This window comes from Noviherbaspirillum phoenicis (genome assembly GCF_047237965.1).
Lineage (GTDB): Bacteria > Pseudomonadota > Gammaproteobacteria > Burkholderiales > Burkholderiaceae_D > Noviherbaspirillum_A.
On sequence record NZ_JBDFLX010000003.1, the window covers coordinates 172818 to 195573 of the forward strand.

The window sequence follows — 22756 nt, forward strand, 5'->3', positions numbered from 1 at the left end:
CACTGATGAAGCCCACGCCGGAATGGACGAGTAAGCACACTTTAAGTTCGAAGCTTAAGATTGCCAATTTAATTACGAGTGGAACGGTGATCCTGCTATCAACGATTTTCCTTCTTGGTATCCAGATTTATTTATTCACATCCTCCCTGGTGCGTCAGACTGAAACGCAGGCGAAAATGGTCAGTGAAAATATTTCGGCAGCCATAGTTTTCGGGGATAAGAAGGCTGCCGCAGATATCTTGGCGACGTTGCATGCGGTAAGCGAAATAAAGTTTGCGGCTGTCTACGATAATAACAATAATGAATTTGCCACTTTCTCCAGAGATTCGAACTATATCTCTAACTCCATTTCTCCGCACGGACTGCAAAATTCCTATTCGCTTTCACTCAGGCATTTATTTTTCCATTATCCGATCGTCGTAAATGAAAGCTTGGTAGGCGCTGTCGTCCTGCACACCGAGATGACTGGTTTCTACAAGCAGGTGATTTTGTACCTGTGCTTCACTGTCCCTGTGATGATTGCTGTGCTGGCTATCGCAAACTTGATGCTATCGCGACTTCAGCGTTCAATTATGAAGCCGATAATAACGTTGTCTGAGATAAGTAAAAATATCTCGGAATACGGCGACTATTCAGTACGCGCCGAGATAAAGTCGTCGCAGGATATAATGACGTTGGCCGATGCTTTTAACGGCATGCTCAATCGTATCCAGAAACGCGAGACGGATCTCCAAGCCGAAATTTTGGAGCGAAAACGCGTCCAGGTAAAACTCGATCGACTAGCGCACTACGACAATGTGACGGGACTGAATAACCGTCACTTTTTCAATGATAGGCTCGATTCCGTCATTACTCGTTCCGAAAAATTTACTGAAAAGACGGTTCTGATGTTTATCGATCTTGATAATTTCAAGACAGTCAATGACACGCTTGGGCATGACGTTGGAGACAGATTATTGCAATTGGTGGCAGAACGCTTGGCCAATACGGTGCGTTTCGGCGACGTGGCTTGCCGTATAGGCGGCGATGAGTTTGCGATTATCCTAGAAAACGTCAGTGAACTCAGCGTCGCATCGATGATCGCAGAAAAATGTTTGGCCGCGTTGGCTCAGCCGATCGAAATCGGCGGGAACGAGTTGCACATAGGAGCAAGCATCGGCGTAAGCGTGTATCCCGACGATGCGCAGGACAAGTATTCTCTTTTGAAATATGCAGATACCGCAATGTATTACGCAAAAAACGGTGGAAAGAACGCGTACCGGCTATTTGAGCAAAGTATGCAGGAGAACGCACAAAAACGCTTTACGATGGAGAACAATTTGCGGAGGGCTATGGAACGAGGAGAATTCGTTCTGCACTACCAGCCGCAAGTCGATGTCACGTCGGGACAAATCAGCGGGGTTGAAGCTTTAATACGTTGGGTTCATCCGGAGCTAGGTATCATCACGCCGGCAGAATTCATACCGATTGCTGAAGACACGGGCCTCATTGTGGAGATAGGGACATGGGTGATGGAGGAAGCCTGCCTGGAGATGAAAAGATGGCATGAAGAGGGCCATAAATTGAGAGTCGCAGTCAACCTGTCAGGCCGTCAATTGAAAGAGCGCGACTTCGTGAAGAACGTGCTTGAGATTGTTGAGAAAACGGGAATTGAATCGGAATATCTCGAACTGGAATTGACCGAAAGCATGCTTATGAAAGCTTCGGCAAGCATTATTGAAAAGTTATTTGATCTGAAGGCAGCCGGAATCCAGCTTGCGATTGACGATTTTGGCACTGGTTATTCATCAATGAGCTACTTGAAAGCATTCCCTGTAAGCTGCCTAAAGGTAGATCGCAGTTTTATTCATGATCTACCGCAAAACACCGAAGATGCGGCAATTACCAAGGCAATCATTGCAATGGCAAAAAGCCTACGGATGAAAGTAGTAGCGGAAGGTATTGAAAACATGGAGCAAGGCGATTTCCTCCGCGAACATGGCTGTGATAAGTATCAAGGTTATTTTTATAGCAAGCCAGTCTTGCCGGATGAAATCCGAAAAATGCTTGCTAAAACTATCTCAAGTCGGATCGTTTGATTGATTTCGCAATAGCTTCACTGCGCAAAACGGGTCTGGTACAGAAAAGGCCGGTTTTAAATCTTAAGACTCACCGCTTTAAAGGTATTACTTAACATATCCGTCCCTGAGCACGCGGGCTGTTGCAACATGACGCCGAACGACGGCTCCAGGAACGAAGCCTTTCTTTGTTTCGTTCCTGGAGCTTCGAGGATGCCTTCGTAAAGCTTTTGGGTTCTGTCGCGTTAGCGGACTAAAGACAGAGTTGTGCCGGCTTCGGCATATGGGCTTACGCTGGACGGACTTGTCCTGCCAACGTATAAAATTGGTTGGCAAACGACATGTTATCGCAGCCCGCCATCATGAACTGACCTTTGCGAATCATATGCATCAATTCAATGCCGGCCAGGACTGATCGTGCAGAGCGAAGTGATTTGAAGCCAAGCATCGGTCGGGTGACGCGTTTGACGGCACGGTGATCTTGCTCCACGATATTGTTGAGATATTTGACTTGCCGGATCTTGATCGGGATGTCTCGTTGCGTATTAAGCTGGTCGAGCGCCGCCTTGTTGGCGCCACTTTTGTCCATCGTCACCGTGTCCGGGACATTACTGTGCCGCATGGCTTTGTCGAAGAAGCGCCTGGCCGCTGATGCATCTCGTTTTGCGGTCAGCAAGAAATCCACGGTCTTTCCTTGCTTGTCCACCGCGCGATAGAGGTACTTCCACACGCCTTTGACCTTGATATATGTCTCATCCATGCGCCAGTTTTTACCAACCGCGCGCTTGTGGTTTCGGAAGGCCTTTTCCAATAAAGGCAGAAACCGGACCGCCCAGCGATTGATCGATGAATGATCGACCGCCACACCTCGCTCCTGCATCATTTCCTCGAGGTGCCGGTAACTCAATGGATAGGCCGCGTACCAGCGGATGCAGACCAGAATCACATCGATCGGAAAACGCATTCCTTTGGTCTTCAGCATGGCTGCCTGCGCATTATTCAAAGGCAGCAGTCTACCGGACGGCGAGGACCTCCTCGCTCAATGCGACACAACCCGCAATCGTGTCTTGAGGCTTCCATCGGTGCTGATCTGGTCCAGCACCACTGCGCGCTTGTCGAGCTTATGTTGCAGCCATGTCGCCAACCCCGGATAGCGTTCGAGCAGCAGAGCAAATGTGCCGGCATAGCCGTTCACCGCGCCCGTTGGACTCGCCACCAACGCAGCTGTACGCGTATAGGATTTGATGTGGACGCCCTTGCTGAGCGCTCGAAATCCAAAGACCTGACCGTCCTCAGCTGGTTTCAGGCAGCGGTCCAGCAGCCAATACAGTTGACGACTGCTGATGCCCGTTTGCTTGGCAATCTCGCGTAATGGTGATCCACTAATATAAAGCTCGATTGCCGCGCGTCGTGCCATGAAGTTGCTTGTCCGCTCGGCAGGCAAGGCATGATGGTCGACCGCAGGCCACGTACTGGTGTCGATGTGAAGGAAGCTAGCGCGTCGACAGCTCATGGTTCTCCCTCCGCCGGTTCGAACCGTGTCAGCAAGGAAAGCGGCTCGGTCCATAACGATGGTGCGGTCAGTCGCCCGCTGTGCAGCAACGTAAAAACGCCGGCACGCACCAAGGTGAGATCCATGATGGCGAATTCCTGTTCGATGTGCGTGAGTTGGGTCGGCTTGTAAACAAACCGTCGCACGGCGTCCAGAAGCGGGGCCGTCAAGAGATTCTGGCACGAGGTGACCACCGGCAGAATGCGTTCCCAGTTCTCGATCCAGACCCGAGCGGCCGCAAGCTCGGCAGCTGGTACGGCTCGCGCTTCATATTCCCCGGGCCCTATGTGCGCAATGAATGAGGGCTTACTGTCACCGACGAACAGGAGCCATTCGCAATCTGCCTGCCTTACCCAAAAGTCGGCCAGGTGCTTCTCATTGCCGATCGTAAAATAAGCCGGACGCTCGCAGTACGCCAGAACCGTTGGATCTGCCTCGAGGCGAAGGCACTGATGATAAATCGCCTCGCCGAAACATTGCAGACGGCGCCGCAGCTTGGGACTGTAGACGTCGATACGCCGACTGCCGCGTGGACGACTCATTGAGGCAGGAGCAAGAAAACCGGGTGTCAGTGGAGTCATACCGACAACGTACGCCCCAACCCGAATGTTCAAAGCTACGAATAGACAGATTTACTTGCCTTAGCTACGAATCCACAAATTTATTTTCTTTCGTATGCTGGTAAATTTGTCTACAAAACGACCTGCTTCCTACGGTAGGTGCCGCAAAAATGTAGACAAAATTGCTTTCCTCGACGCGAGAGCAGTCAAAACCGGAGGCAACCGCTCACTCAAATTTGGCAGCACAGTATTGTCTTAAAAACAATAATGGAGGGCAGTCATGCGGATGGTCATCGAGGCGCGACTTGCAGACAATGCCGGCGGTAGTGTACCGATCCGATTGGTTGAATTTGAACGCGCCGATGGCGAACTGATGCGGTTGGGGATCAGCCTGGCTGAAGGAAAACAACTTGTGTGCGAAGCCCAGCGCGCTTTGGTCAACGCACAAGCAAACGGCTTCGTGGCCGCTTCCAGACATTGCCTGCAGTGCGGCGCAGCCTTGTCAATCAAAGCTAAGCATACCATCCGATATCGAACGGTTTTCGGTAAGGTGGCCATCGAAAGCCCTCAGCTGCGTGTCTGCAAGTGCAGTCGGGACATGAGCCGCAAGTCATTCAGCTCACTTGCAGCCGCGCTACCGGGACGCGTCAGCCCGAAACTGGAATACCTTAGGTAAAGTGGGCAGCGCACCTGCCGTATGCGGTCGCTACCTTGCTCTTGAAAGAAACTTTGCCGGTCGATCAGGCCATCTCTATCTCTGGCCCCGGGAACTGCGTATGGACGCTCGGACAAGAACTGGAAAACGCCACCGAAAGGGCGATTCGCGGTGAACGTGCCTACCCACCCGCAAACAGCAAGGTCAAGATTATCGCCCTCGCGGTGGATTCCGCATGCTTACGCCACCGCCCGTCACAACAGGGACAGGACGAAGCCAAAATGGCGCAGTATTTCCCCTCGAAGCGGCTTTCATCCACTGGGCGACATGTGAACATCATCGCCGGCCGGGCAGTTCGCGACGACGGCAGCTGCAAAGTGGTTGGCTACGTCAACCGGGAAGTGACATCGGCCGCGACACGCCTTGACCACTTTCTTTCGGAGCAAGGCGCTGCGCCGGACCAAAAGATCACGATCGTCTCCGACGGCGCGGGAGAATTTGAAAAAGCGGCCGACGGTTCCCAAAGGTCATTGACCCGAATTCTGGACTAGTTTTTAAATCGCGATGAAACTCCGTGCGATCGAACAATCGGCCCAGAAGTTTGCTGATCTGTCGGCACCCAATGGTCGCTCAGTACCAGATGAAATCGCATCCGCGATATGGCTAACGTGGCATGGCAGGGGTTGCGAAGCAGTCGAAAGACTGAAAAGCCTTCATGAGATGATTGGTCTCGCCCCGGAAGACGCGGCGTACAGGGCGCTTCGGTGGAATCTGCGAGGCACGTATTAGTACCTCCAATCCAATGCCCAATACCTGGTCAACGATGGATGGCGTTATCGGCGCGGCATGCCCATCAGTAGCAGCATCGCTGAATCGGCGGTCAATGAAGTCGTCAGCTTGCGTTGTGCGAAGAAGCGGCTGATGCGTTGGACGAATAAGGGGGCACACCTTCTTGTGCAGGTTCGGGTAGCGGTGCTTAACGGCGAGCTGAAAATGCGCGACATGCCTGATCGACGGCGACCCCACACAGAGGAAAAGAATCACAATTACTGCCAATGCGTAGCCTAACGATGCCTCTGGTTTTGACTGCTCTCTTCGAGTGTGGGGCACACCTCTTTGGTTACGATTGCACCAGTTTCAACCCTAGCTCATGAGCAAGAGAGCAAAATCAATTAAAGCTGCAGGGAAACATTCATTAAGCGTTTAGAGGGAATGTCTATTCCAGAGAGCTAACCGGTTTTTCGGCTTGCAGTCTTGCGCGTAAATCTTCCGCTATTGTTGAAATTTTTCCAACACAGTTGCGGCATCAGTTAGTAAACTGTTACTCACCTGTTTTGGTTGCATACCAGGAAATGAAATATTTATGGACGCGAGCAACCGTAAATCCGCCAACGCCTTTGGCAACATGACGACAGCCGACACAGGCTGTCCTTCCAATGGTTTGCTGATTCCTTATTACGCCGTCCACGCGGCACGGATCGGAACTTGGGAGCGCCACCTCATTACAAATGAGATGACTATCTCGGCCGTGCTAGCGGGAATCCTCGGGTTGCCGGAGAAGCAGACCTGTCTTTCGCTCGAACAGTGGGAAGCATTGATCTTTCCCGATGACCTGCCGTTGCTCGGGGATATTCTTGAGGCCGCAATCCAGTCGGGGACGCCCATTGACGTAGAGCACCGCTTGCTTGATGTTCACGGAAACGTCCTTTGGATTACATCGCGAGGTGTCGTGTTTCCGGATGAAACAGGGAAACCAATCAGGGTCGGCGGCGTCGCTGTTGACATTACAGAGAAAAAACTTATTGAGGAATCGCTGCGTGCCAGCGAAGAACGATATCGGCACCTCGCTGAAATGAGTCCCGACGGCATCATCGTCAATGTCAACGGACGCTATGTCTACGCAAACCAGGCAGCCGCACGGATCCTTGGCACTGACTTGCCAGAAAAAATTATAGGACGGTCCATGTATGACTTCACTGACGCGGACCAGCGTCAGTTCATCGCAGAACGCGCGCAAAAGTTTCTGCTGAGGGAATCCGAAACCCTCGCGCCGATCGATTTGCTCTTCCGCCAAATAAGCGGCGGGTCCATCGACGTACAACTGACTGCCCGATGGACTAGATGGGCAAAGCAACCGGCCATCCAAATCATGCTGCGCGATGTCACGGAACTGAAACAGGCGCAAAACCGGCTCCGAATTACCAGCGAACGCTTGCACTTCGCGCTTGAAAGCGCAGGCGAAGGTATTTGGGACTGGGATATCGTGAACGACAAGTATGAATTTTCCAGCGGCGTGAGAACGCTCCTCGCCATCCCACTCCATGAGCCGCTTCCAGAATGTGTAACCGAAAGCAATTTCCTTCATCCGGAAGATACTGTCCGGGTCCACAATGCCTTACATACTTACCTCGCCGGTGCTGCGCCAAGCTACGAATGCGAATTCCGCATCCGTGCCAAGGATGGACAATGGAAATGGGTATTGTCCCGTGGCACGATCGTCTCGCGTGACGCCAACGGCAAGCCATTGGTCATGACCGGCACGATGAGCGATATTACCGGGAGAAAAGAGTCAGAGGCCACCGTGTGGCGGCACGCCAATCTTGATGCATTGACTGGCATTCCCAACCGCCGCCTTTTTCGCGAGCGGTTTGACATGGAAATACATCGATCCCAGCGCCACGGACAACAACTGGCCATCCTTTACATTGACCTCGATCGTTTCAAGGAAGTCAACGATCTCTATGGGCACGACGCCGGCGATACGCTATTGGTCGCCGCCGTGCAGCGTATGCAGCGTTGTGTCCGGCAGACCGACACCATTGCACGCTTAGGTGGCGACGAGTTCGCCATCATAATGCCGGAGTTGAATAATTCAGAGCACGTCGACTTTGTATGCCAGAATCTTCTTGGGGGACTTTCTAACCCTTTTCAGGTAAAGAAGGACCATGCGTACATTTCTGCGAGCATCGGGGTCGCGCTGTACCCAATTGACGCCGCAGACCCAGAGGATTTATTGCGGCGGGCCGACCAGGCCATGTTCGCCGCTAAGCGCAATGGCAAGAACCAGTTTTGCTACTTCAAACAGTCGATGGATGAGAAGGCTCACCATAAGCTGCGCATCAGCAATGAGTTGCGTTATGCCTTGGACAATGGCCAGATGTCCGTGCACTACCAGCCTATTGTCGACCTTTCCAATGGACGCATCATCAAAGCAGAAGCACTGCTGCGCTGGCAGCATCCGACCCTTGGCGCAGTGGAACCTTCCGCCTTCATTCCCTATGCAGAAGAGTCTGGTTTGATTAGCCGGCTAGGTGACTGGGTGTTCGCTCAGGCGGCGCAGGCTGCCCAGCGATGGAGTATCCATACGAGAGAAATGTTTCAAGTAAGCGTCAACAAGTCACCGTTACAACTCATGCGGCGTACGGCTGATACGGATTCGCTGCGTCATCTCGATGCGATGCAAGTTACCGGCAGCCACGTTGCAGTTGAAATCACAGAAGGTATTTTGCTGCATGCACTGCCTAGTGTCATTGAGCGCCTTCAGGACTATCGTAATGCGGGGGTCCAGGTTGCTATTGATGACTTTGGCACGGGGTACGCTTCCATGACTTACTTGCAATTGTTCCAGATTGATTACCTGAAGATTGACCAGTCCTTCATACGTGACATAACCAGCAACCCTGCTCATCACACGATTACAGAAACAATGATTTTGATGGCACATAAGCTTGGTCTGAAAGCGATTGCCGAAGGTGTCGAGACACAAGAGCAGCTTGACTTTCTGAAGGCGGCTGGCTGCGACTACGCTCAAGGTTTTCTGTTTTCGCCAGCGTTGCCGCCGGAGCAGTTCGAGGAATTGTTGCGGAGTCGCATGGAACAGTGAATCGGCTTCTGCCACGCGCGCTCACTATTTGCTTTTGGCTTGCTTTCCTATTAATGAAATCACTTTGGACGTCTGGTATCGCTGAAGGCCGCTTTGTATTTTCGCTGTTCAAACGATGCTTTCTGGCCGGCAAGCGCCCTGTTGCAGGCAACGTGCCCTTGCCGGCCACTTGCTACACCTCTGTCTTCATATTGCCAAGGAATGCCATGTGCAAGTGCTTCCAGACGTTCCAAGTCATTCTCGGTGTGCAATCCCTCTGTGACATCACGCCAAGCCAAATAAATAGTAAAAGCACAGGAATGGAAATAGGAACCCGAGTTGAGGAAGCTAGGGTCGCGTGCTTCGCATTCTTCCGCATGCCGTATTAGCTCTGTAATACGGCTTTCTGCTATTTCCGTTAGATCCTGATAGAAGGAACGGTTCTTTGCCATGACTTCCCCGAAATAATATTTGTATGGTGCTGGATTTGTGCCGACCGCCAGCTCCGGTGGACACGACCAACTTTCTTGGAAACATCGTCTCACTCCAATAGCCGCATGGGGCGGAATGTTACTAATTAATCCTTTAATGAATTCACCTTTCCATACCACTTTGATCTAGGTCAATGCCAAAGCAACTTTGAATTGCAATGCGTTTTTTCGTGGTAAACAGACGGCTTTCAAGCCGATCTGATTGTTGTTGCACCATAGGTATATATTTTCTGTGCACAACGGTTAACTAGCAGGACTTAGGCTGTTCTTGAAGCAATGTTGACTAACAGGTCCTACTTCTCGACAGGCGCCATTAGCCGAAAGCGCTTTTAATTTTCTTCGCGGTTGGACGGATCTGCTGGTCGTAACTTCCCGCAGTCAGGCATGAAGTAGGAAAAAGCAGCGAAATGGAAGAAAGCCTAAGTGGGCTTTCAACAAGCCGCATAAACGTGAATGTCTGCTTCTTGCTTGGTATCTGCCGTTCGCCTCTCTCTCATGCGAATGAGGAAAATGGCTGGCTATCGCTATAGACGGGACAGGAAAATCTACCGGATGCGCATCTTTGAGCCTGATGAAGTATGACAGAGCCGCCACAGCTGCCCGACCCAGTACTGCCGAATGTGACTGCAGGAATACCATGGCCATTCCGCTTATAATGCGCCGCTACTCGCTTCGTCTACAGCACAAGGTGGCTCTCTACTTTGCAACCCCTACCGAAACGCCAAGCGAGCCGCTTTGTACTTAGAAAGCTTGTCTAGGTTGCATCAAGTCGTTCATTAGGCCAATGGCAATTGAAAGGCCTGCCCGATCGCTTCCTCCAGCCTGCGCAGAGTATAAGGCTTGGGCAGTATGATATACGGCAGCGCCGGCGATGTATCCATTGCCGCGCCATAGCCGGTAGCAAACACCACTTTCAGGTCCGGGTTGTCCAGCCGGGCGCGGCGCGCCAACGCCACGCCATCCATTCCCGGAAGGCTAATGTCGGAAAACAGCATGTCGAAGTCATGCGCAGGCACGGCCAAGGCCTCCTCCGCGCTGGCAGCGCTTAGCGCATCGTATCCCAGCACCCGAATGAGCTCGCATGCCATCTCGCGCAGGTTGGCATTGTCCTCGACCACCAGCACGCGCCGCCGCATACCCTGTATGTTGGGCGCGCTACATTCAACATGGGCAGCCACATTCGACGGCTGAACTGGCGTCTGTCGTGCCAGCATCTCCTGCTCGCGGTTGGCCAGTAAATGCCGTATCTTCCGCGCCAGCTGCTCGCGGCGATATGGCTTGCTAATCAACTCGACGCCAGGATCGAGCCGGCCGCCATGCACGATTGCATTCTGCGTATAGCCCGAGGTGAATAGCACGGCGATATTGGGATGCAGGAGCTTGGCCTGCCGGCTCAGTTCCGGACTGCTCAGTCTGCCAGGCATCACGACATCAGTGAACAGCAGGTCGATGGCCAAACCGCTTTTGAGAATGCCGAGCGCGCTATCCGCATCGTTGGCCTTGAGCACCTGATAGCCGAGGTCAGCCAGCAGCGCGACCACGGTCGCTTGCACCGCCGCATCGTCCTCGACCACCAGCACGGTCTCGCTGCCGCCGACCACGGCTTGGCTAGCCGCGGCCGGCGTTTCGGCAATCGGCTCATGGGAGCGCGGGAAATACATGCGTATCGTGGTGCCGTGCCCGACTTCGCTGTAGATTTTGAAATGGCCGCCACTCTGCTTGACAAAACCGTAAGCCATGGAAAGTCCGAGTCCACTCCCCGCTCCTTCCGGCTTGGTAGTGAAGAACGGGTCGCAGGCACGTTCCAGCACTTCGCGGCTCATGCCGAAGCCGGTATCAGAAACCGCCAGCATCACATATTGACCCGGCTCGATATCGCCCTCGCCCGACACATACTCATCGTCCAACATCGCATTGCCCAGCTCGATGGTCAGCTTGCCGCCTTCAGGCATCGCATCGCGCGCATTGATCACCAGGTTCAGCACCACGTTTTCCAGCTGGTTCGGGTCGACCAGCGTGTTCCACAAGCCGCCAGCGAAGACGGTTTCGACCTGAATCGTTTCGCCGAGCGCACGTTGTAACATGTCGTCCATACTGTTGACCACACGTGCCAAGCTGGTGACGACAGGTTGCAACGGCTGCCGGCGAGCGAAAGCTAACAGCTGCGACGCCAGCTTGGCGCCGCGCCCGACCGCGTCGAATGCAGTGTCGACGCGCTTCACCGCCAGGTGATTACCTGTGACGTGGCTGTGCAAAAGCTGCAGGTTCCCACCGATGATTTGCAGGATATTGTTAAAGTCGTGGGCGACACCGCCGGTGAGCTTGCCGACTGCTTCGAGCTTCTGCGACCGCTGCAGAGCGGACTGGGTAACTTCCAGCGCTCTGGTGCGCTCTTGTACCAGGGCCTCAAGGTTGCTTTGGTAATGCCGCAGCTCGTCCTGCGCCAGCTTGCGCACGGTGACATCGCTGCCCTGCACAAAAATGCCTGTGACCTTGCCAGTGGCATCGGTAATAGGTTGGTAGACGAAATCGAGGTAGCGGGTTGCCGTCTCGCCACCGGGCTGGCGTATGCCCAATGCCATCTCGCTGCCGACAAAGGGCTGGCCGCTAGCATAAACCTGATCAAGCAACGCGATGAAGCCCTGGGCAACCACTTCCGGCAATGCCTGTTCCACAGTCTTGCCTATCAAGTCGCGCTCGCCGATCAGGTTCCGGTAGGCACTGTTGGCGAGTTCGAACACATGCTCGGGGCCGCGCAGCACGCAGATGAAACCGGGCGCCTGTTCGAACAACTGCAGCAAATGGCTCTTGTCGACCTGCAATGCACGCGCCAGTTCGAGCGCCCGAGTGGTGTGTTCCAGCGCCTGAGTGCGGGCTAACACCTGTGCTTCCAGTTCGACCTGCTTATGCTCAATCTCCCGCTGCGCACGCACCTGCTCCGTCACGTCGCTGCCCTGCGAGAACACGCCGACGACCTGGTTAGCATCGTCAAAGATAGGCTGATAGACAAAATCGATGTAGCGCTGCTCCGCTTCGCCGCCCTGGGGCGGCTTCACCATGAGGGGCAGCGCACGGCCGACGTAGGGCACGCCCGTATTGAACACCTGATCGAGCAACTCGAAAAAGCCCTGCCCTTCGAGCTCAGGCAGGGCTTGCCGCACTGGCTTGTTGAGGATGTCCTTGTATTCGGCCAGACGATGGTGCGCTTCATTCTGCAACTCATATACATGCTCTGGGCCGCGGAAAAAGCAGACGAATCCTGGAGCCTGCTCGAACAAGCGCAGCAGATGGCGATATTCTGCGGTGCGCGCGGCGAGTACTGCCTCATTCTCCCGCACCTGGCTTTCGCGCGCCCTCCGTTGCTCGGTGATGTCGCGGGTGATCTTGGCGAAGCCGATAGGGTTACCGGCATTGTCGCACAGCGCATCGATCACCACGTGGGCCCAAAAACGCTCCCCGTCCCTGCGCAGCCTCCAGCCCTCGCTTTCGAACTTGCCCTCGGCGAGCGCGGTTTGCAATGCGCGCTCAGGTACGCCGGCAACACGGTCTTCTTCCGTATAGAAGCGGGAAAAATGCTGGCCGACGATCTCATCCGTTTCGTAGCCCTTGATGCGCTGCGCCCCGGCGTTCCAAGTCACCACATGCCCTTGCGGCGACAACAGGTAGATTGCGTAGTCGCGTACTGCTGAGATCATGCTGATGAACTGGGCGTCAGTTCTGGTCTGCTGGCTGGGTGTTTCCTGGCTTGCGGTCATTGCGGAAAAATACGTGGGCTGTCGTAAGACGTGGCACAAATTGGATAAGAAAGGTTGGATAGTACAGGTTTCAGTCATTGCCTGCCGATGAGTTCTTACCTGTGCCGTCCCTGCACTTGTCGACACGCGACTTAAAGCTGGCAATGGTTATTTTGCCGATAACCGGTCGGTATCAGATTGTATGTTCGGCTCTGATCGACAGGGCTCCGTACTGGAAGCAATTTTGGAGAACGGTCACAAAGCCGTCCGCTTGCATGTTGACCAAAACGCGGTGCGGTTCCTTTAGCAGAAATTTGCCTTCAATCAAGCTCAACTCCACCTGTTTCCTCTCACCATCGGAGTGTTCAAAGCCAGGCAACCGGAACAGTACGTTACGACCAGCATTGTCTTTAAGTCGCGCCCCAATGACATTTCTCATCGCCGCCTCCCTGATTGTTCGCGCGCCAATAAATGGAGGGTTAAACATTGCTTAATAACTACTTTCGGTTTTACTGCTCTTCTTGGCGCTAATCGATGGTAACGAGACAAACGGCGGTAAAACTGCCCGTCGACTTCATCGGTCCTCGGCAGCGCGTACGATGCACTCAGACAGTTGATCGAAATACAGCATGGCTGCCTGAGTTAATTCAATTTGCTTGCGACGTGCATCATCGGTATCGGCCAGGGTGATCCAACCCTTTCGTCGCATTGACTTCAGGCGACTGTGGACAGTGGCTGGCGACCCGAATTCGTTATGTGCCATCATCCCGCGTACGGAGATTTGAGCGTGTTCCAGACTGGCCTTTGCAAGGTAAGACAATATACGTTCCTCAAGAGGATCGAGAGGCGGAAGTGATGGCAGCGCGCGAAGCGTTTCCCTGAGCTGCAGAAAGCGCAGGTAGATGTCAGCTAAGCGGTTTTTCGTCGGCATCGCGTTGGGTTTTGTCTTCAAACAATCGAATGGATATACCGTCTGTTACATTTTCACGGCGACCTTGCACAAATTCGTAGCGATTTGATAACGTGCTGTTTTCCTATGTCCTCAGTTTTCATCCAGCTTTCTATTGTTATCAGCACAGCTTTGCTTTTTCTGGCGATCAAAGCCCTGGACGCGTGGGTGATTGCCGAACTCCATTTTATACCGGGCGTGCATTGGATCTCGCTAGCTGCCGGTATTTGTGTCCTAGCTACCTTACTGTTCGGTCCTATTGGGACAGTAGGCATGCTCGTTGCCTATTTCCTACGTGACATTATCCAACTCAAATCAGTTGATGTCCCTCGGACGATACTTGATGCAGTCGCACATTCAGTAGGCCCGTACTTCGTGTACCTGGCTGCTGATCGCCTATACGGGCTCCAAGCTTCCTTGGCGAACTTGACATCGAAACGTCTTCTCGTGGTGATTGTCGCGTGTTCGGCCATCTGTCCAGCCTTGCAAAGCATCGCAATGCAAGCACCTGATTACTCGTGGGTCACGTTAAACCAATGCTTGCTGATGTTTGCAGGAAATTTAGTGGGCGCGCTTTTACTTACTTATGTGCTAAAAGTAATTTCCACTGCGTTTCCATAGGACGTAGCACTAAATAAAATGATTGTTTGGTGCTGGTTCTGGTTCTGGATGAATTGTATAACTCCATGCCGGGCAGACGGCATGCGGCTCAATGCGAAGCGACCGCATTTCTTCATTCAAAACACGTTCTACTATATCATTACCACCCCGTTTGAGATCAACCCTTACCTGTAGTCCCGTGACAGTTTCGGTCCCTTCAATATAGTTGATCACGGTTTCAAAGGAACGCAATGGCACATCGGCTCAGTTCAAATAACAAAAGCCATGTCACCATGTTAATAACGTTGTGAAAGTCAGAGCTTGATAGGCGTTCGTTACCGTGAGCGAGTATCGGAAAGGATTGCTGGTGCCGTCGGGATAGGAGACGGCGAGCTATGATCGACACACGTATCTATAATGACAGCTAGGAAGAAGTGAATCTAAGAGGAATTTGGCACTGAATATAATAGACATGTGGTTTTGGCTTGGGCCCAAATCACCATTCACAGGGGACCTCTGTGCCCAAACGCGAAGACCGAGTAAATCGAACTGCCGAGGATTTGTTACGGATCGGCCAAGAGCAGTTATCGTTGATTTATGACAACGTGAGCGATGTCCTATTTGCTTTGGATGTTACCGATGAGGGGCGGTTCAAGTTCAGTTCGATCAATAAGAAATTCACTGAAGCAACTGGCTTATCGAAAAGCGACGTTGTTGGCAAATACATCGAGGAGGTGATTCCCCCGCCTGCGCATGCTCTCGTTCTACGTAAATACCGTGAAGCCATCAGCACTAGGAAAGCAGTTTCGTGGGAGGAAATATCGGTTTATCCAACCGGCGAGAAGGTTGGCCAGGTCACGGTAGCGCCAGTAATTGATGTCGATAACGAATGTCGCCAACTGATCGGAACAGTGCACGATGTGACAGAATACCGGCACATGAACGATCTCTTGGAGCGCACCGAAGAACGATGGCGTCTAGCGCTTGAAGGGTCGGGCGCCGGTGTATGGGATTGGAAAGTGGGAACCAGTGAGGCTACTTACTCTGCGCACTGGAAAAGGCTTCTTGGATATCGGGACGAAGAAATTTCCAACGATGTAGCGGAATGGGAAAGCCGTCTCCATCCTGAAGACAAGTCTACCGTTATGGCCGTGATACAAGGGGCGCTGGAAAACCACAGGCCTTCCGTTCTCACCGAACACCGCCTCCGGCACAAAAACGGGAACTGGCTATGGTGTCAGTCTCATGGAATGATCAGTTACGACGGCGCGGGAAAGCCGGAAAGGATGATCGGGACCGTCGTTGATATTACCGCGCGCATAGAGGCTGAGGCTACGACACAGCTGGCTGCCCTGGTCTACAAAAACACCAGTGAAGCAATCATTGTCACGGATGCGGCGGGTGTGATTGTCGCAACAAACCAAGCCTTCGCAAAACATCATGAACTGACCGAGGATCAGCTGCTCGGCATGCCTCTACTGTCTTTTTTTAAGAACATCGAGGGCTCCGAATCGTACGCAAAAATGCAGCGCCATCTGTTAGAAACCGGTCACTGGAAAGGCGAGGTCTGGCGCCGCAAGAAGGATGGGACCAAGGTTACCGAGGTGTGTACGGTCGACACCGTCTATGCGGCCGACGGCTCAGTGTCCAAGCACATCCTTTTATTTCTTGATATTTCAGACCAAAAACTCGCTGAGGAAGTAATCTGGCGTCAAGCCAACTTTGACTCCCTCACTTCGCTGCCAAACCGGTTCATGTTTGCCGATCGTCTCAGGCACGCCCTCGATCTGGCCCGCAGGAATAAGACGTCTGTTGCGCTGCTGTTCATTGATCTGGACCGATTCAAGGAAGTCAACGACGGGCTCGGTCATAGCGTTGGCGATGATCTGCTGATCCAGGTCGCAAAACGACTGGAACACGCTGTAGGAAAAGCTGACACCATCGCCCGTCTCGGCGGCGATGAGTTCGCCGTCGTGCTGATCGACCTGGACGACAAGGAAGTCGAACGGACTGCAGAACTCGTGACTACTGTGTTGGCCCTTCCCTTCGATCTGGACGGACATGTTGCTTATGTCAGCGCCAGCATCGGCATTGCCTATTACCCAAGGGATGCCACGCATATTGAAAACCTGATCAAGCACGCTGACCAGGCGATGTATTCAGTGAAGCGCGAAGGAGGGAATCGCCATGGCTACTTCCTGGCGTCAATGCAGGAAAAGGCGCTTGCACGGCGCCGGTTAGTCAACAATTTGCATCGGGCGATCTCGGAACAGCAGATGGAAGTACATTACCAGCCTATCGTCAACCTCAAAGACGGTTCAGTGGCGAAAGCAGAAGCCTTACTGCGATGGGCCCATCCCGACGAAGGCAATATCCGGCCGGATATCTTCATTCCGCTTGCTGAAGAAATCGGAATCATTGACCAGATCGGCGAGTGGGTGTGCAGTGAAACACTGAAGGCATTTGCCAACCGGTGCCGCGGCATCAAATCGAGCTTCCAAGTAAGCATTAATTTTTCGCCAATCCAATTCCGCGGCGGCAAAGATGCTTTTTATGCCTTATTTGAGTTGATGGATAAAATTGATGTGTCTTCGACCTGCATCGTCCTGGAGCTCACAGAGGGAACGCTTCTCAATCTCGATGAAAGGATGGTGCAGAAATTTGCCATGCTTAAGCATCGGGGTGTGCAACTGGCTCTGGACGATTTTGGGACTGGTTACTCGTCTCTTTCCTATATCACCAAACTAAAATTTGATTTCTTAAAAATCGATCAGGTATTCGTCCGCAATCTGGAGAACAGTGAGACGAGTCTGGCACTGTGCGAAACGATGATCGTTATGGCGCATAAGCTTGGTATGAAAGTGATTGCAGAAGGCATTGAGACGAAGGAGCAGCAAAGAATGCTCACCGAGGCGGGATGTGACTACGGTCAGGGATACCTCTTTGCAAAGCCAATGGCATTTGTTGAATTTGAAGACTTCATATCCGGATCACTTAATTTCTCGCACTGATCGCGCATTTTGATTTGCGTAGCACTGTATCCTTGCTCTTGCTGCGCCTTTCTACCAGCCGCGCGACAGCGTTGAATATAGCTTCTTGAACAGTCGTGCAAAGGTGACCCTGCTACAAGAGAGCAGTCAAAACCGGAGGTACCGCTAGGCCATGCAATGGCACTTGCGTTGGAAACGTGTCAATTGCAAGTTGACCGAAAACGATCAGGCCGCGTTGCAAGTTGTAACTACACGCTTCGCCACTAGATGGTTGCTTTTTAGTAACGCAATTTCGTTCGAAAAACTATCACATATGGTAAAATACAAAAATTGTCTGGATGCATCATTTTGACGCGCAGAGGCCCATTCAAGAGGTCTTGGATTCCGTCAGCTTCATAGGGAAAACTGCGCTGTGCTCGGCATCGATCCGCGATCTTTTGTTATCATCACCGCCGCCTTTGGCATTCTGTGTTCGTTCGTGTTGTTTGCCTTGCATACGGGTTTCCCACGGGATATCAAAGGACTTGCCCGCTGGGGCAGGGGATGTACCTTCATAGCTGCCGCAGCGGCCTTGCTTTCGATGCGTGGCGTGATACCGTTTGTGTTTTCTAACTTCATTCCTGACCTCTTGATCCTCGCCGGGGTTGGGGCAATCTACGGAAGTCTCCAGGAATTCACAGGCGTGGCACTGCAGCGCAGACGTGTTACCGCCCTATTAGTCATCACGGCGCTGTGCCTTGTCTGGCCCACATTCATTCATGACGACTATCGCGGTCGCGTCCTTGTCATGAGCGGCGTACTGACAATTCTCTTCGGCGCATGTGCATCGGTAATCATTCAAAGCCGCGAGAAAGGTTTCGCGGAACAATTTACGCAGTACCTCTTCCTTGGTACGGCCGGCATCACGTTCGCACGTTTTATTACAGCGATTTTTGAAGACAGGACGACAACTTTCCATAATGATTTTTCACTCATCCGTCACATCTATCTGGCAACATTTTCATTTTCCACCGTAGGACTCAGTCTCGGTTTCATCTTGATGGCCAATCGCGCCTTGCACATCAGGCTCGAATATTTGGCATCCCGTGACCACATGACTGGAGCCTATCGGCGTGACGCCTTCATGAAGCGACTGGAGGATGAGATTGTTGCATCGGAGCGGCTTAGTAGGCCGCTGGCACTGTTGATGATGGACCTCGACAATTTCAAGGCAATCAATGACCAGCATGGTCATACAGTCGGAGATCATGTCATCATGGATTTCTCAGGCAAACTGATGCATGTGATGCGCCGCAACGATTGCGTTGGCCGCTACGGTGGAGAAGAATTCATTGCATTATTGTCCGATACAGACGGTGCTGATGCGCAAGCCATCGCCGAACGGATCCGGGAAGCTGCAGCAAATAGGATCCGTGCTGACATTCCACCTTACACGGTTAGCATCGGCTTGGCGCAGTTGAGCTCGGCAATGGACAATGCTCAAGCACTAATCAATGCGGCCGATAAGGCGATGTATGCTGCAAAAAAGGCTGGAAAGAACAGAGTTGAAATTGCGCTTGCAAGGCCACTTCTGAGCTAGGCATCTAACATTTAAGTGTAGTAGTTCAGACCTGATCGGACAGTAGGGCTTTGCCAAAGGGTGGGGTTACCCGGTTTGATAGAGGTGCGAATCTTTATCAAACCAGCGCGCAAGCGCCAAGGAGTAACCCCATGAGTAGTGCTCCTCAGAACGTAATCAAACACAAGGTCGGCCTGCTGAATCTGGCCGCCGAGCTTGGCAACGTGTCCCGCGCCTGCAAGGTCATGGGCTTTTCCCGTGACACCTTTTACCGCTATCAGTCTGCAGTTGGCCGGCTACCGCCGGTGCAGAAGGACCGTACCCGACCCAAACCAGCCAGTCATCGAAATTGTTTCGATGACTGCTATGCAGACGAAATGCAGTCATTCACTAATGCGGCACCGGTGCCGGTACGTAGAATCTTCTTAAGTTTGTTAAGCACAGCAGCCGGCATGGCTTCGAACAGCGTAAACGTTCGTAATTGCGTCTTCTCGGACGCACATCGTGGAACGGCTGAGGTGCCATTCTTTCGCCTGTTAAGAAATGTCAGCAGCCCAGTTAGGTCTTTCTAAATATTCCGCATCGGACAGTGCTATATAAAATTGCAGAAGGGTGTTAGAAGCCGCATTGGTATTTCTCCTTCATGGGCTGCTCAGGATACTGCGATTTTTTATCAGTTTCAGCCATGCACCCACATCTGATCGAGATTTTTAAATTTCCACTTATCCGGGTTTTCCCACTCAACAATTTTGTCGCGCGCATGTGGTGTTGCGAGGTCAACTATCTCGGGCGCAATATGTGTCATTGCCTTCGTCGAAAAGAAGACCTTGACTTGCGGCTGCAGAAGGGAAGTCCGCCCTTGCTGCATAACGACGGCAAGGCGGCCGGATTCCAAACGTACCAGTGTGCCAACAGGATAAATCCCCACGCTCTTGACGAACGCTTGGAAAATCACTGAGTCGAAGTGACCTTTCCAGCCTGCCATCTGGCGGATTGCCTTGTTCGGACACCATCCCTCCTTGTACGGCCTGTTCGACGTAAGTGCATCGTAGACATCGCAGACCGCACCCATGCGCGCCAAGCGGCTGATCTGTTCGTTAGCCAAGCCATGCGGATAGCCGGAGCCATCTATTTTTTCATGGTGATGCAAGACCACGTCAAGAGCGGCGTCAGGTACCCCCTGCCCCTGCATTAGAATCCGGTGGCCAGACGTCGGGTGCGACTTGATGATGCGGAACTCATCGTCAGTAAGGGAGCTTGGCTTGTCCAGAATGTCGTTCGGCACCGCCATCTTGCCAATGTCATGAAGCAAGCCAGCTAAACCAGCCTCCCGCACCACATCCTCGGGCATGCCTAGTTGGCGAGCCAGAGCTACCATCAGCGCGCAAACAGCTACCGAATGCATGTAGGTATAGTCGTTTTTCGTCTTAAGACGCACCAAGCCGATAAGCGCATCGGAATTTCGCAACACTGACTGGGAAATCTCATCGACAACCGGCAGCATGGTGTGCGCATCGACCGCTCGGCCCATGCGTAATTCCTGAAACATAGCCACCATCGCACGTCTTGCCTTGCCGCAAATAGCGGCGGCGCGCGCCCGTTCGGTATCTAGCGGTGCTGGCCGTGGCTCGTCTGGCGCAACCGGCCGCGGATCGCCAAAGCCATAGGATTCTGCCCGACTCTTGCTTTCAGAGGGTATCGTCGTTGGAGGCGACTCAGCCGTACTAATGGTGCTGTCTGCATTTAAGGCGCCATTTTCCAGCCCTGCTTCAGCACCAGTTGAGAACCGCGTGACGCCTGGTTCAACATCGATTCCCTTACTCGTGTCAATCCATACGGTGGTAAAACCGTGTTCCAACAGGGTATGGATGTCCTGTTCATTGGATAACAAAAATGCCGATCGCCAGAATGGTGACTCAAACCAGCTTTCACTGATTTTGGCGATATACATCCCTGGCTGCAGCTCAGTCGTATCAATTTGCTTGAGCACGGTAGGGAATTCCTGACTTATCGAGTTGCAATTTACTATGCTCTTATGGCGAGAAGAGGTCCATGGGTGCTTGTATGCTTAACTATAGATCTATGTAGATGAGGAGTTCATTTCCAAACCTGCGATTTATTGCATAAATGCAATATCGTACTGAATTTGATTTCAGGATACAACAAGTTTTTCTGATATTTTTACTGTACGTATCCTGCCATGATTAACCTGCCGTGATTAACTTGTTTGATTTGATGGCTTAGTGAGTCATTACGCAGATCATTTCTTGCTTTTGTATTGGGCTATTACAATAGAACAGCTTTCCTTCCATAGAGCTATAGTCAGAAGTGGTGTACGGGCTGATGCCTGAAGGCTGGAGGAAGGCGGTGGAAGTTTTTGTTGGAGAATTTGATTGTCTAGGTCAAATCAACCAACAGAGGAAACTCCCACCATGCGCAAGGATAAGCAAGACGCAACCATTGGTCTACCGGAAATTGGCATATCGCTGGACGAACTGGTGCGTCGCGGCGCGCGGCAAGTCATCCAGCAAGTGATTGAACTAGAGCTGGCAGCACTGCTGGAGCAGTACGCCAACGTGAGAACCTTGTCAGGCAAGCGAGCCGTTGTGCGCAATGGCTATCTGCCCGAGCGCGACGTGCTCACGGCAGCCGGGCCGGTGACGGTCAGGGTGCCGAAGGTGCGAGACCGCTCGGGAACGGGCGTAAAGTTCCATTCGACGGTGGTGCCTCCCTATATCAGGAAGTCGCCACGTGTATCGGCAGCACTGCCCTGGCTATACCTCAAAGGCATTTCGACCGGCGACATGAGCGAAGCGCTGTCGGTGCTGTTGGGCGAGGAAGCCAAAGGCCTGTCGGCCAACGTGGTCAGCCGCCTCAAAGCGCAGTGGTCGGACGAATGGCAGCAGTGGGACCGGCGGGATCTGTCCGCTGCCCGCTATGTGTACTGGTGGGCCGATGGCATCCATACCGGCGTCAGGAGCGAGGGCGGCGATGGGCAATGCCTGCTGGTGATTGTGGGCGTTACACCGGATGGCAAGAAGGAGCGCGTGGCCATTGCCGACGGCTTCCGGGAATCGACGGCGTCGTGGCGCGAGGTGCTCCTGGACTTGAAGGCGCGCGGTTTGCAAGCTGGGCCGCTGCTGGCAGTGGGCGATGGCGCCATGGGCTTTTGGGCCGCGCTGGAAAAGGTGTTTCCTGCCACACGGGCGCAGCGCTGCTGGTTCCATAAGCTGGGCAATGTGCTCAATGCGTTGCCGGCATCGCAGCAAGCCAGAGCCAAAGCGGCGATGCAAAACATCTTTATGGCAGCCACCAGGGCAGATGCCCTTGTCGCCTTCGAGAAGTTCGTGACGACCTATGGCGCGAAGTATCCGAAGGCCGCGGACAAGCTGACGCATGACAAGGCGAGTTTGCTGGCGTTTTATGACTTCCCGGCGGAGCATTGGCAGCATGTACGGACCACTAATCCGATCGAATCAACGTTTGCCACGGTGCGGCATCGAACCACGCGGGCGAGGAATTGCCTGTCGCGGGCTACGTTCCTGGGGCTGGCATTCAAACTGATGGAAGAGGCAGAAAAATCGTGGCGCCGGATTCGCGGCGCCGACCGAATTCAGCCATTACTGGACGGCGTGCCGTTCAAGGATGGTATCCCGGCGCCGGACAATCCGCCGGAACAACAGAAGCTCGCCGCCTGATGTTCCTTCTATCCTTCAGGCCAGTCGTACACGACATTTGACATTAGCTC

General features: G+C 52.9%; 17 protein-coding genes and 2 pseudogenes. 10 read left to right on the forward strand and 9 right to left on the reverse strand.

Annotated features, from left to right (window positions below):
• Positions 1-5: 5 nt before the first annotated feature.
• Positions 6-2078: an EAL domain-containing protein gene (locus ABC383_RS23030; protein ID WP_413017616.1), complete on the forward strand. Its 2073-nt coding sequence runs from the start codon at positions 6-8 to the stop codon at positions 2076-2078.
• Positions 2079-2346: 268 nt separating this feature from the next.
• Here ABC383_RS23030 and ABC383_RS23035 read toward each other — a convergent pair whose 3' ends face one another.
• From ABC383_RS23035 to ABC383_RS23045, 3 genes are all read right to left on the reverse strand, one after another.
• Positions 2347-3039 (reverse strand): IS6 family transposase, encoded by a 693-nt coding sequence (locus ABC383_RS23035; protein ID WP_413017618.1) that lies wholly within the window; start codon positions 3037-3039, stop codon positions 2347-2349.
• A gap of 57 nt (positions 3040-3096) precedes the next feature.
• Positions 3097-3474 (reverse strand): helix-turn-helix domain-containing protein, encoded by a 378-nt coding sequence (locus ABC383_RS23040; RefSeq protein ID WP_413017620.1) that lies wholly within the window; start codon positions 3472-3474, stop codon positions 3097-3099.
• A gap of 92 nt (positions 3475-3566) precedes the next feature.
• Positions 3567-4190, reverse strand: coding sequence for a hypothetical protein (locus ABC383_RS23045; RefSeq protein ID WP_413017622.1), 624 nt, complete (start codon positions 4188-4190; stop codon positions 3567-3569).
• Positions 4191-4449: 259 nt separating this feature from the next.
• On the opposite strand from ABC383_RS23045, the gene ABC383_RS23050 reads away from it, so the two are divergent.
• The 4 genes and pseudogenes from ABC383_RS23050 to ABC383_RS23065 all read left to right on the forward strand — a co-directional run bounded on the left by ABC383_RS23050 (position 4450) and on the right by ABC383_RS23065 (position 8707).
• Positions 4450-4845 carry a hypothetical protein gene (locus tag ABC383_RS23050; RefSeq protein ID WP_413017624.1) on the forward strand — a complete coding sequence of 132 codons (396 nt, stop codon included), beginning with the start codon at positions 4450-4452 and terminating at the stop codon, positions 4843-4845.
• 35 nt (positions 4846-4880) lie between these two features.
• Positions 4881-5375, forward strand: a complete 495-nt coding sequence (locus ABC383_RS23055; protein ID WP_413017626.1) for a hypothetical protein — start codon at positions 4881-4883, stop codon at positions 5373-5375.
• A 268-nt stretch (positions 5376-5643) separates the two neighbouring features.
• Positions 5644-5892 (forward strand): annotated as a pseudogene (locus ABC383_RS23060) (hypothetical protein); the annotation flags it as partial.
• 295 nt (positions 5893-6187) lie between these two features.
• On the forward strand, positions 6188-8707 hold the full coding sequence (locus ABC383_RS23065; protein ID WP_413017628.1) for a bifunctional diguanylate cyclase/phosphodiesterase: 2520 nt from the start codon (positions 6188-6190) through the stop codon (positions 8705-8707).
• Positions 8708-8766: 59 nt separating this feature from the next.
• On the opposite strand, the gene ABC383_RS23070 is transcribed toward ABC383_RS23065, so the two are convergent.
• The 4 genes from ABC383_RS23070 to ABC383_RS23085 all read right to left on the reverse strand — a co-directional run bounded on the left by ABC383_RS23070 (position 8767) and on the right by ABC383_RS23085 (position 13842).
• A complete protein-coding gene (locus ABC383_RS23070; RefSeq protein WP_413017630.1) occupies positions 8767-9138 on the reverse strand; it encodes a hypothetical protein in 372 nt (123 codons plus the stop codon).
• Positions 9139-9953: 815 nt separating this feature from the next.
• The gene (locus ABC383_RS23075) at positions 9954-12932 is read right to left on the reverse strand and encodes a PAS domain-containing protein (protein ID WP_413017632.1); all 2979 of its coding nucleotides are present in this window, start codon (positions 12930-12932) and stop codon (positions 9954-9956) included.
• 172 nt (positions 12933-13104) lie between these two features.
• A complete protein-coding gene (locus ABC383_RS23080; protein ID WP_413017634.1) occupies positions 13105-13350 on the reverse strand; it encodes a hypothetical protein in 246 nt (81 codons plus the stop codon).
• A gap of 135 nt (positions 13351-13485) precedes the next feature.
• Positions 13486-13842: a LexA family protein gene (locus ABC383_RS23085; protein WP_413018461.1), complete on the reverse strand. Its 357-nt coding sequence runs from the start codon at positions 13840-13842 to the stop codon at positions 13486-13488.
• A gap of 105 nt (positions 13843-13947) precedes the next feature.
• On the opposite strand from ABC383_RS23085, the gene ABC383_RS23090 reads away from it, so the two are divergent.
• Entirely contained in the window at positions 13948-14481 is a 534-nt protein-coding gene (locus ABC383_RS23090) for a hypothetical protein (protein ID WP_413017636.1), read from the forward strand.
• A 9-nt stretch (positions 14482-14490) separates the two neighbouring features.
• Here ABC383_RS23090 and ABC383_RS23095 read toward each other — a convergent pair whose 3' ends face one another.
• On the reverse strand, positions 14491-14718 hold the full coding sequence (locus ABC383_RS23095; RefSeq protein WP_413017638.1) for an ISAzo13-like element transposase-related protein: 228 nt from the start codon (positions 14716-14718) through the stop codon (positions 14491-14493).
• 260 nt (positions 14719-14978) lie between these two features.
• On the opposite strand from ABC383_RS23095, the gene ABC383_RS23100 reads away from it, so the two are divergent.
• The 3 genes and pseudogenes from ABC383_RS23100 to ABC383_RS23110 form a co-directional block, all read left to right on the forward strand.
• On the forward strand, positions 14979-17471 hold the full coding sequence (locus tag ABC383_RS23100; RefSeq protein ID WP_413017640.1) for a sensor domain-containing protein: 2493 nt from the start codon (positions 14979-14981) through the stop codon (positions 17469-17471).
• A gap of 391 nt (positions 17472-17862) precedes the next feature.
• Positions 17863-19029 (forward strand): GGDEF domain-containing protein, encoded by a 1167-nt coding sequence (locus ABC383_RS23105; RefSeq protein ID WP_413017642.1) that lies wholly within the window; start codon positions 17863-17865, stop codon positions 19027-19029.
• A gap of 131 nt (positions 19030-19160) precedes the next feature.
• Positions 19161-19298, forward strand: a pseudogene (locus tag ABC383_RS23110) (helix-turn-helix domain-containing protein); the annotation flags it as partial.
• Between the two features lie 389 nt (positions 19299-19687).
• On the opposite strand, the gene ABC383_RS23115 reads toward ABC383_RS23110, so the two are convergent.
• Complete coding sequence (locus ABC383_RS23115) at positions 19688-20998, reverse strand: cyclic di-GMP phosphodiesterase (RefSeq protein ID WP_413017644.1); 1311 nt, start codon at positions 20996-20998, stop codon at positions 19688-19690.
• 442 nt (positions 20999-21440) lie between these two features.
• Between ABC383_RS23115 and ABC383_RS23120 the strand changes: the two genes are divergently transcribed.
• Positions 21441-22706 (forward strand): IS256 family transposase, encoded by a 1266-nt coding sequence (locus tag ABC383_RS23120; protein ID WP_413017646.1) that lies wholly within the window; start codon positions 21441-21443, stop codon positions 22704-22706.
• The last annotated feature ends 50 nt before the right edge of the window (positions 22707-22756 follow it).

What these genes read in the sequence shown, in the direction of transcription:
- ABC383_RS23075 (WP_413017632.1), bottom strand. Translation starts at nt 12,932, where the DNA reads ATGACCGCAAGCCAGGAAACACCCAGCCAGCAGACCAGAACTGACGCC.
- ABC383_RS23065 (WP_413017628.1), top strand. Translation starts at nt 6,188, where the DNA reads ATGGACGCGAGCAACCGTAAATCCGCCAACGCCTTTGGCAACATGACG.
- ABC383_RS23090 (WP_413017636.1), top strand. Translation starts at nt 13,948, where the DNA reads ATGTCCTCAGTTTTCATCCAGCTTTCTATTGTTATCAGCACAGCTTTG.
- ABC383_RS23050 (WP_413017624.1), top strand. Translation starts at nt 4,450, where the DNA reads ATGCGGATGGTCATCGAGGCGCGACTTGCAGACAATGCCGGCGGTAGT.
- ABC383_RS23040 (WP_413017620.1), bottom strand. Translation starts at nt 3,474, where the DNA reads ATGGCACGACGCGCGGCAATCGAGCTTTATATTAGTGGATCACCATTA.
- ABC383_RS23085 (WP_413018461.1), bottom strand. Translation starts at nt 13,842, where the DNA reads ATGCCGACGAAAAACCGCTTAGCTGACATCTACCTGCGCTTTCTGCAG.
- ABC383_RS23080 (WP_413017634.1), bottom strand. Translation starts at nt 13,350, where the DNA reads ATGAGAAATGTCATTGGGGCGCGACTTAAAGACAATGCTGGTCGTAAC.
- ABC383_RS23120 (WP_413017646.1), top strand. Translation starts at nt 21,441, where the DNA reads ATGCGCAAGGATAAGCAAGACGCAACCATTGGTCTACCGGAAATTGGC.
- ABC383_RS23070 (WP_413017630.1), bottom strand. Translation starts at nt 9,138, where the DNA reads ATGGCAAAGAACCGTTCCTTCTATCAGGATCTAACGGAAATAGCAGAA.
- ABC383_RS23035 (WP_413017618.1), bottom strand. Translation starts at nt 3,039, where the DNA reads ATGCTGAAGACCAAAGGAATGCGTTTTCCGATCGATGTGATTCTGGTC.
- ABC383_RS23045 (WP_413017622.1), bottom strand. Translation starts at nt 4,190, where the DNA reads ATGACTCCACTGACACCCGGTTTTCTTGCTCCTGCCTCAATGAGTCGT.
- ABC383_RS23030 (WP_413017616.1), top strand. Translation starts at nt 6, where the DNA reads ATGAAGCCCACGCCGGAATGGACGAGTAAGCACACTTTAAGTTCGAAG.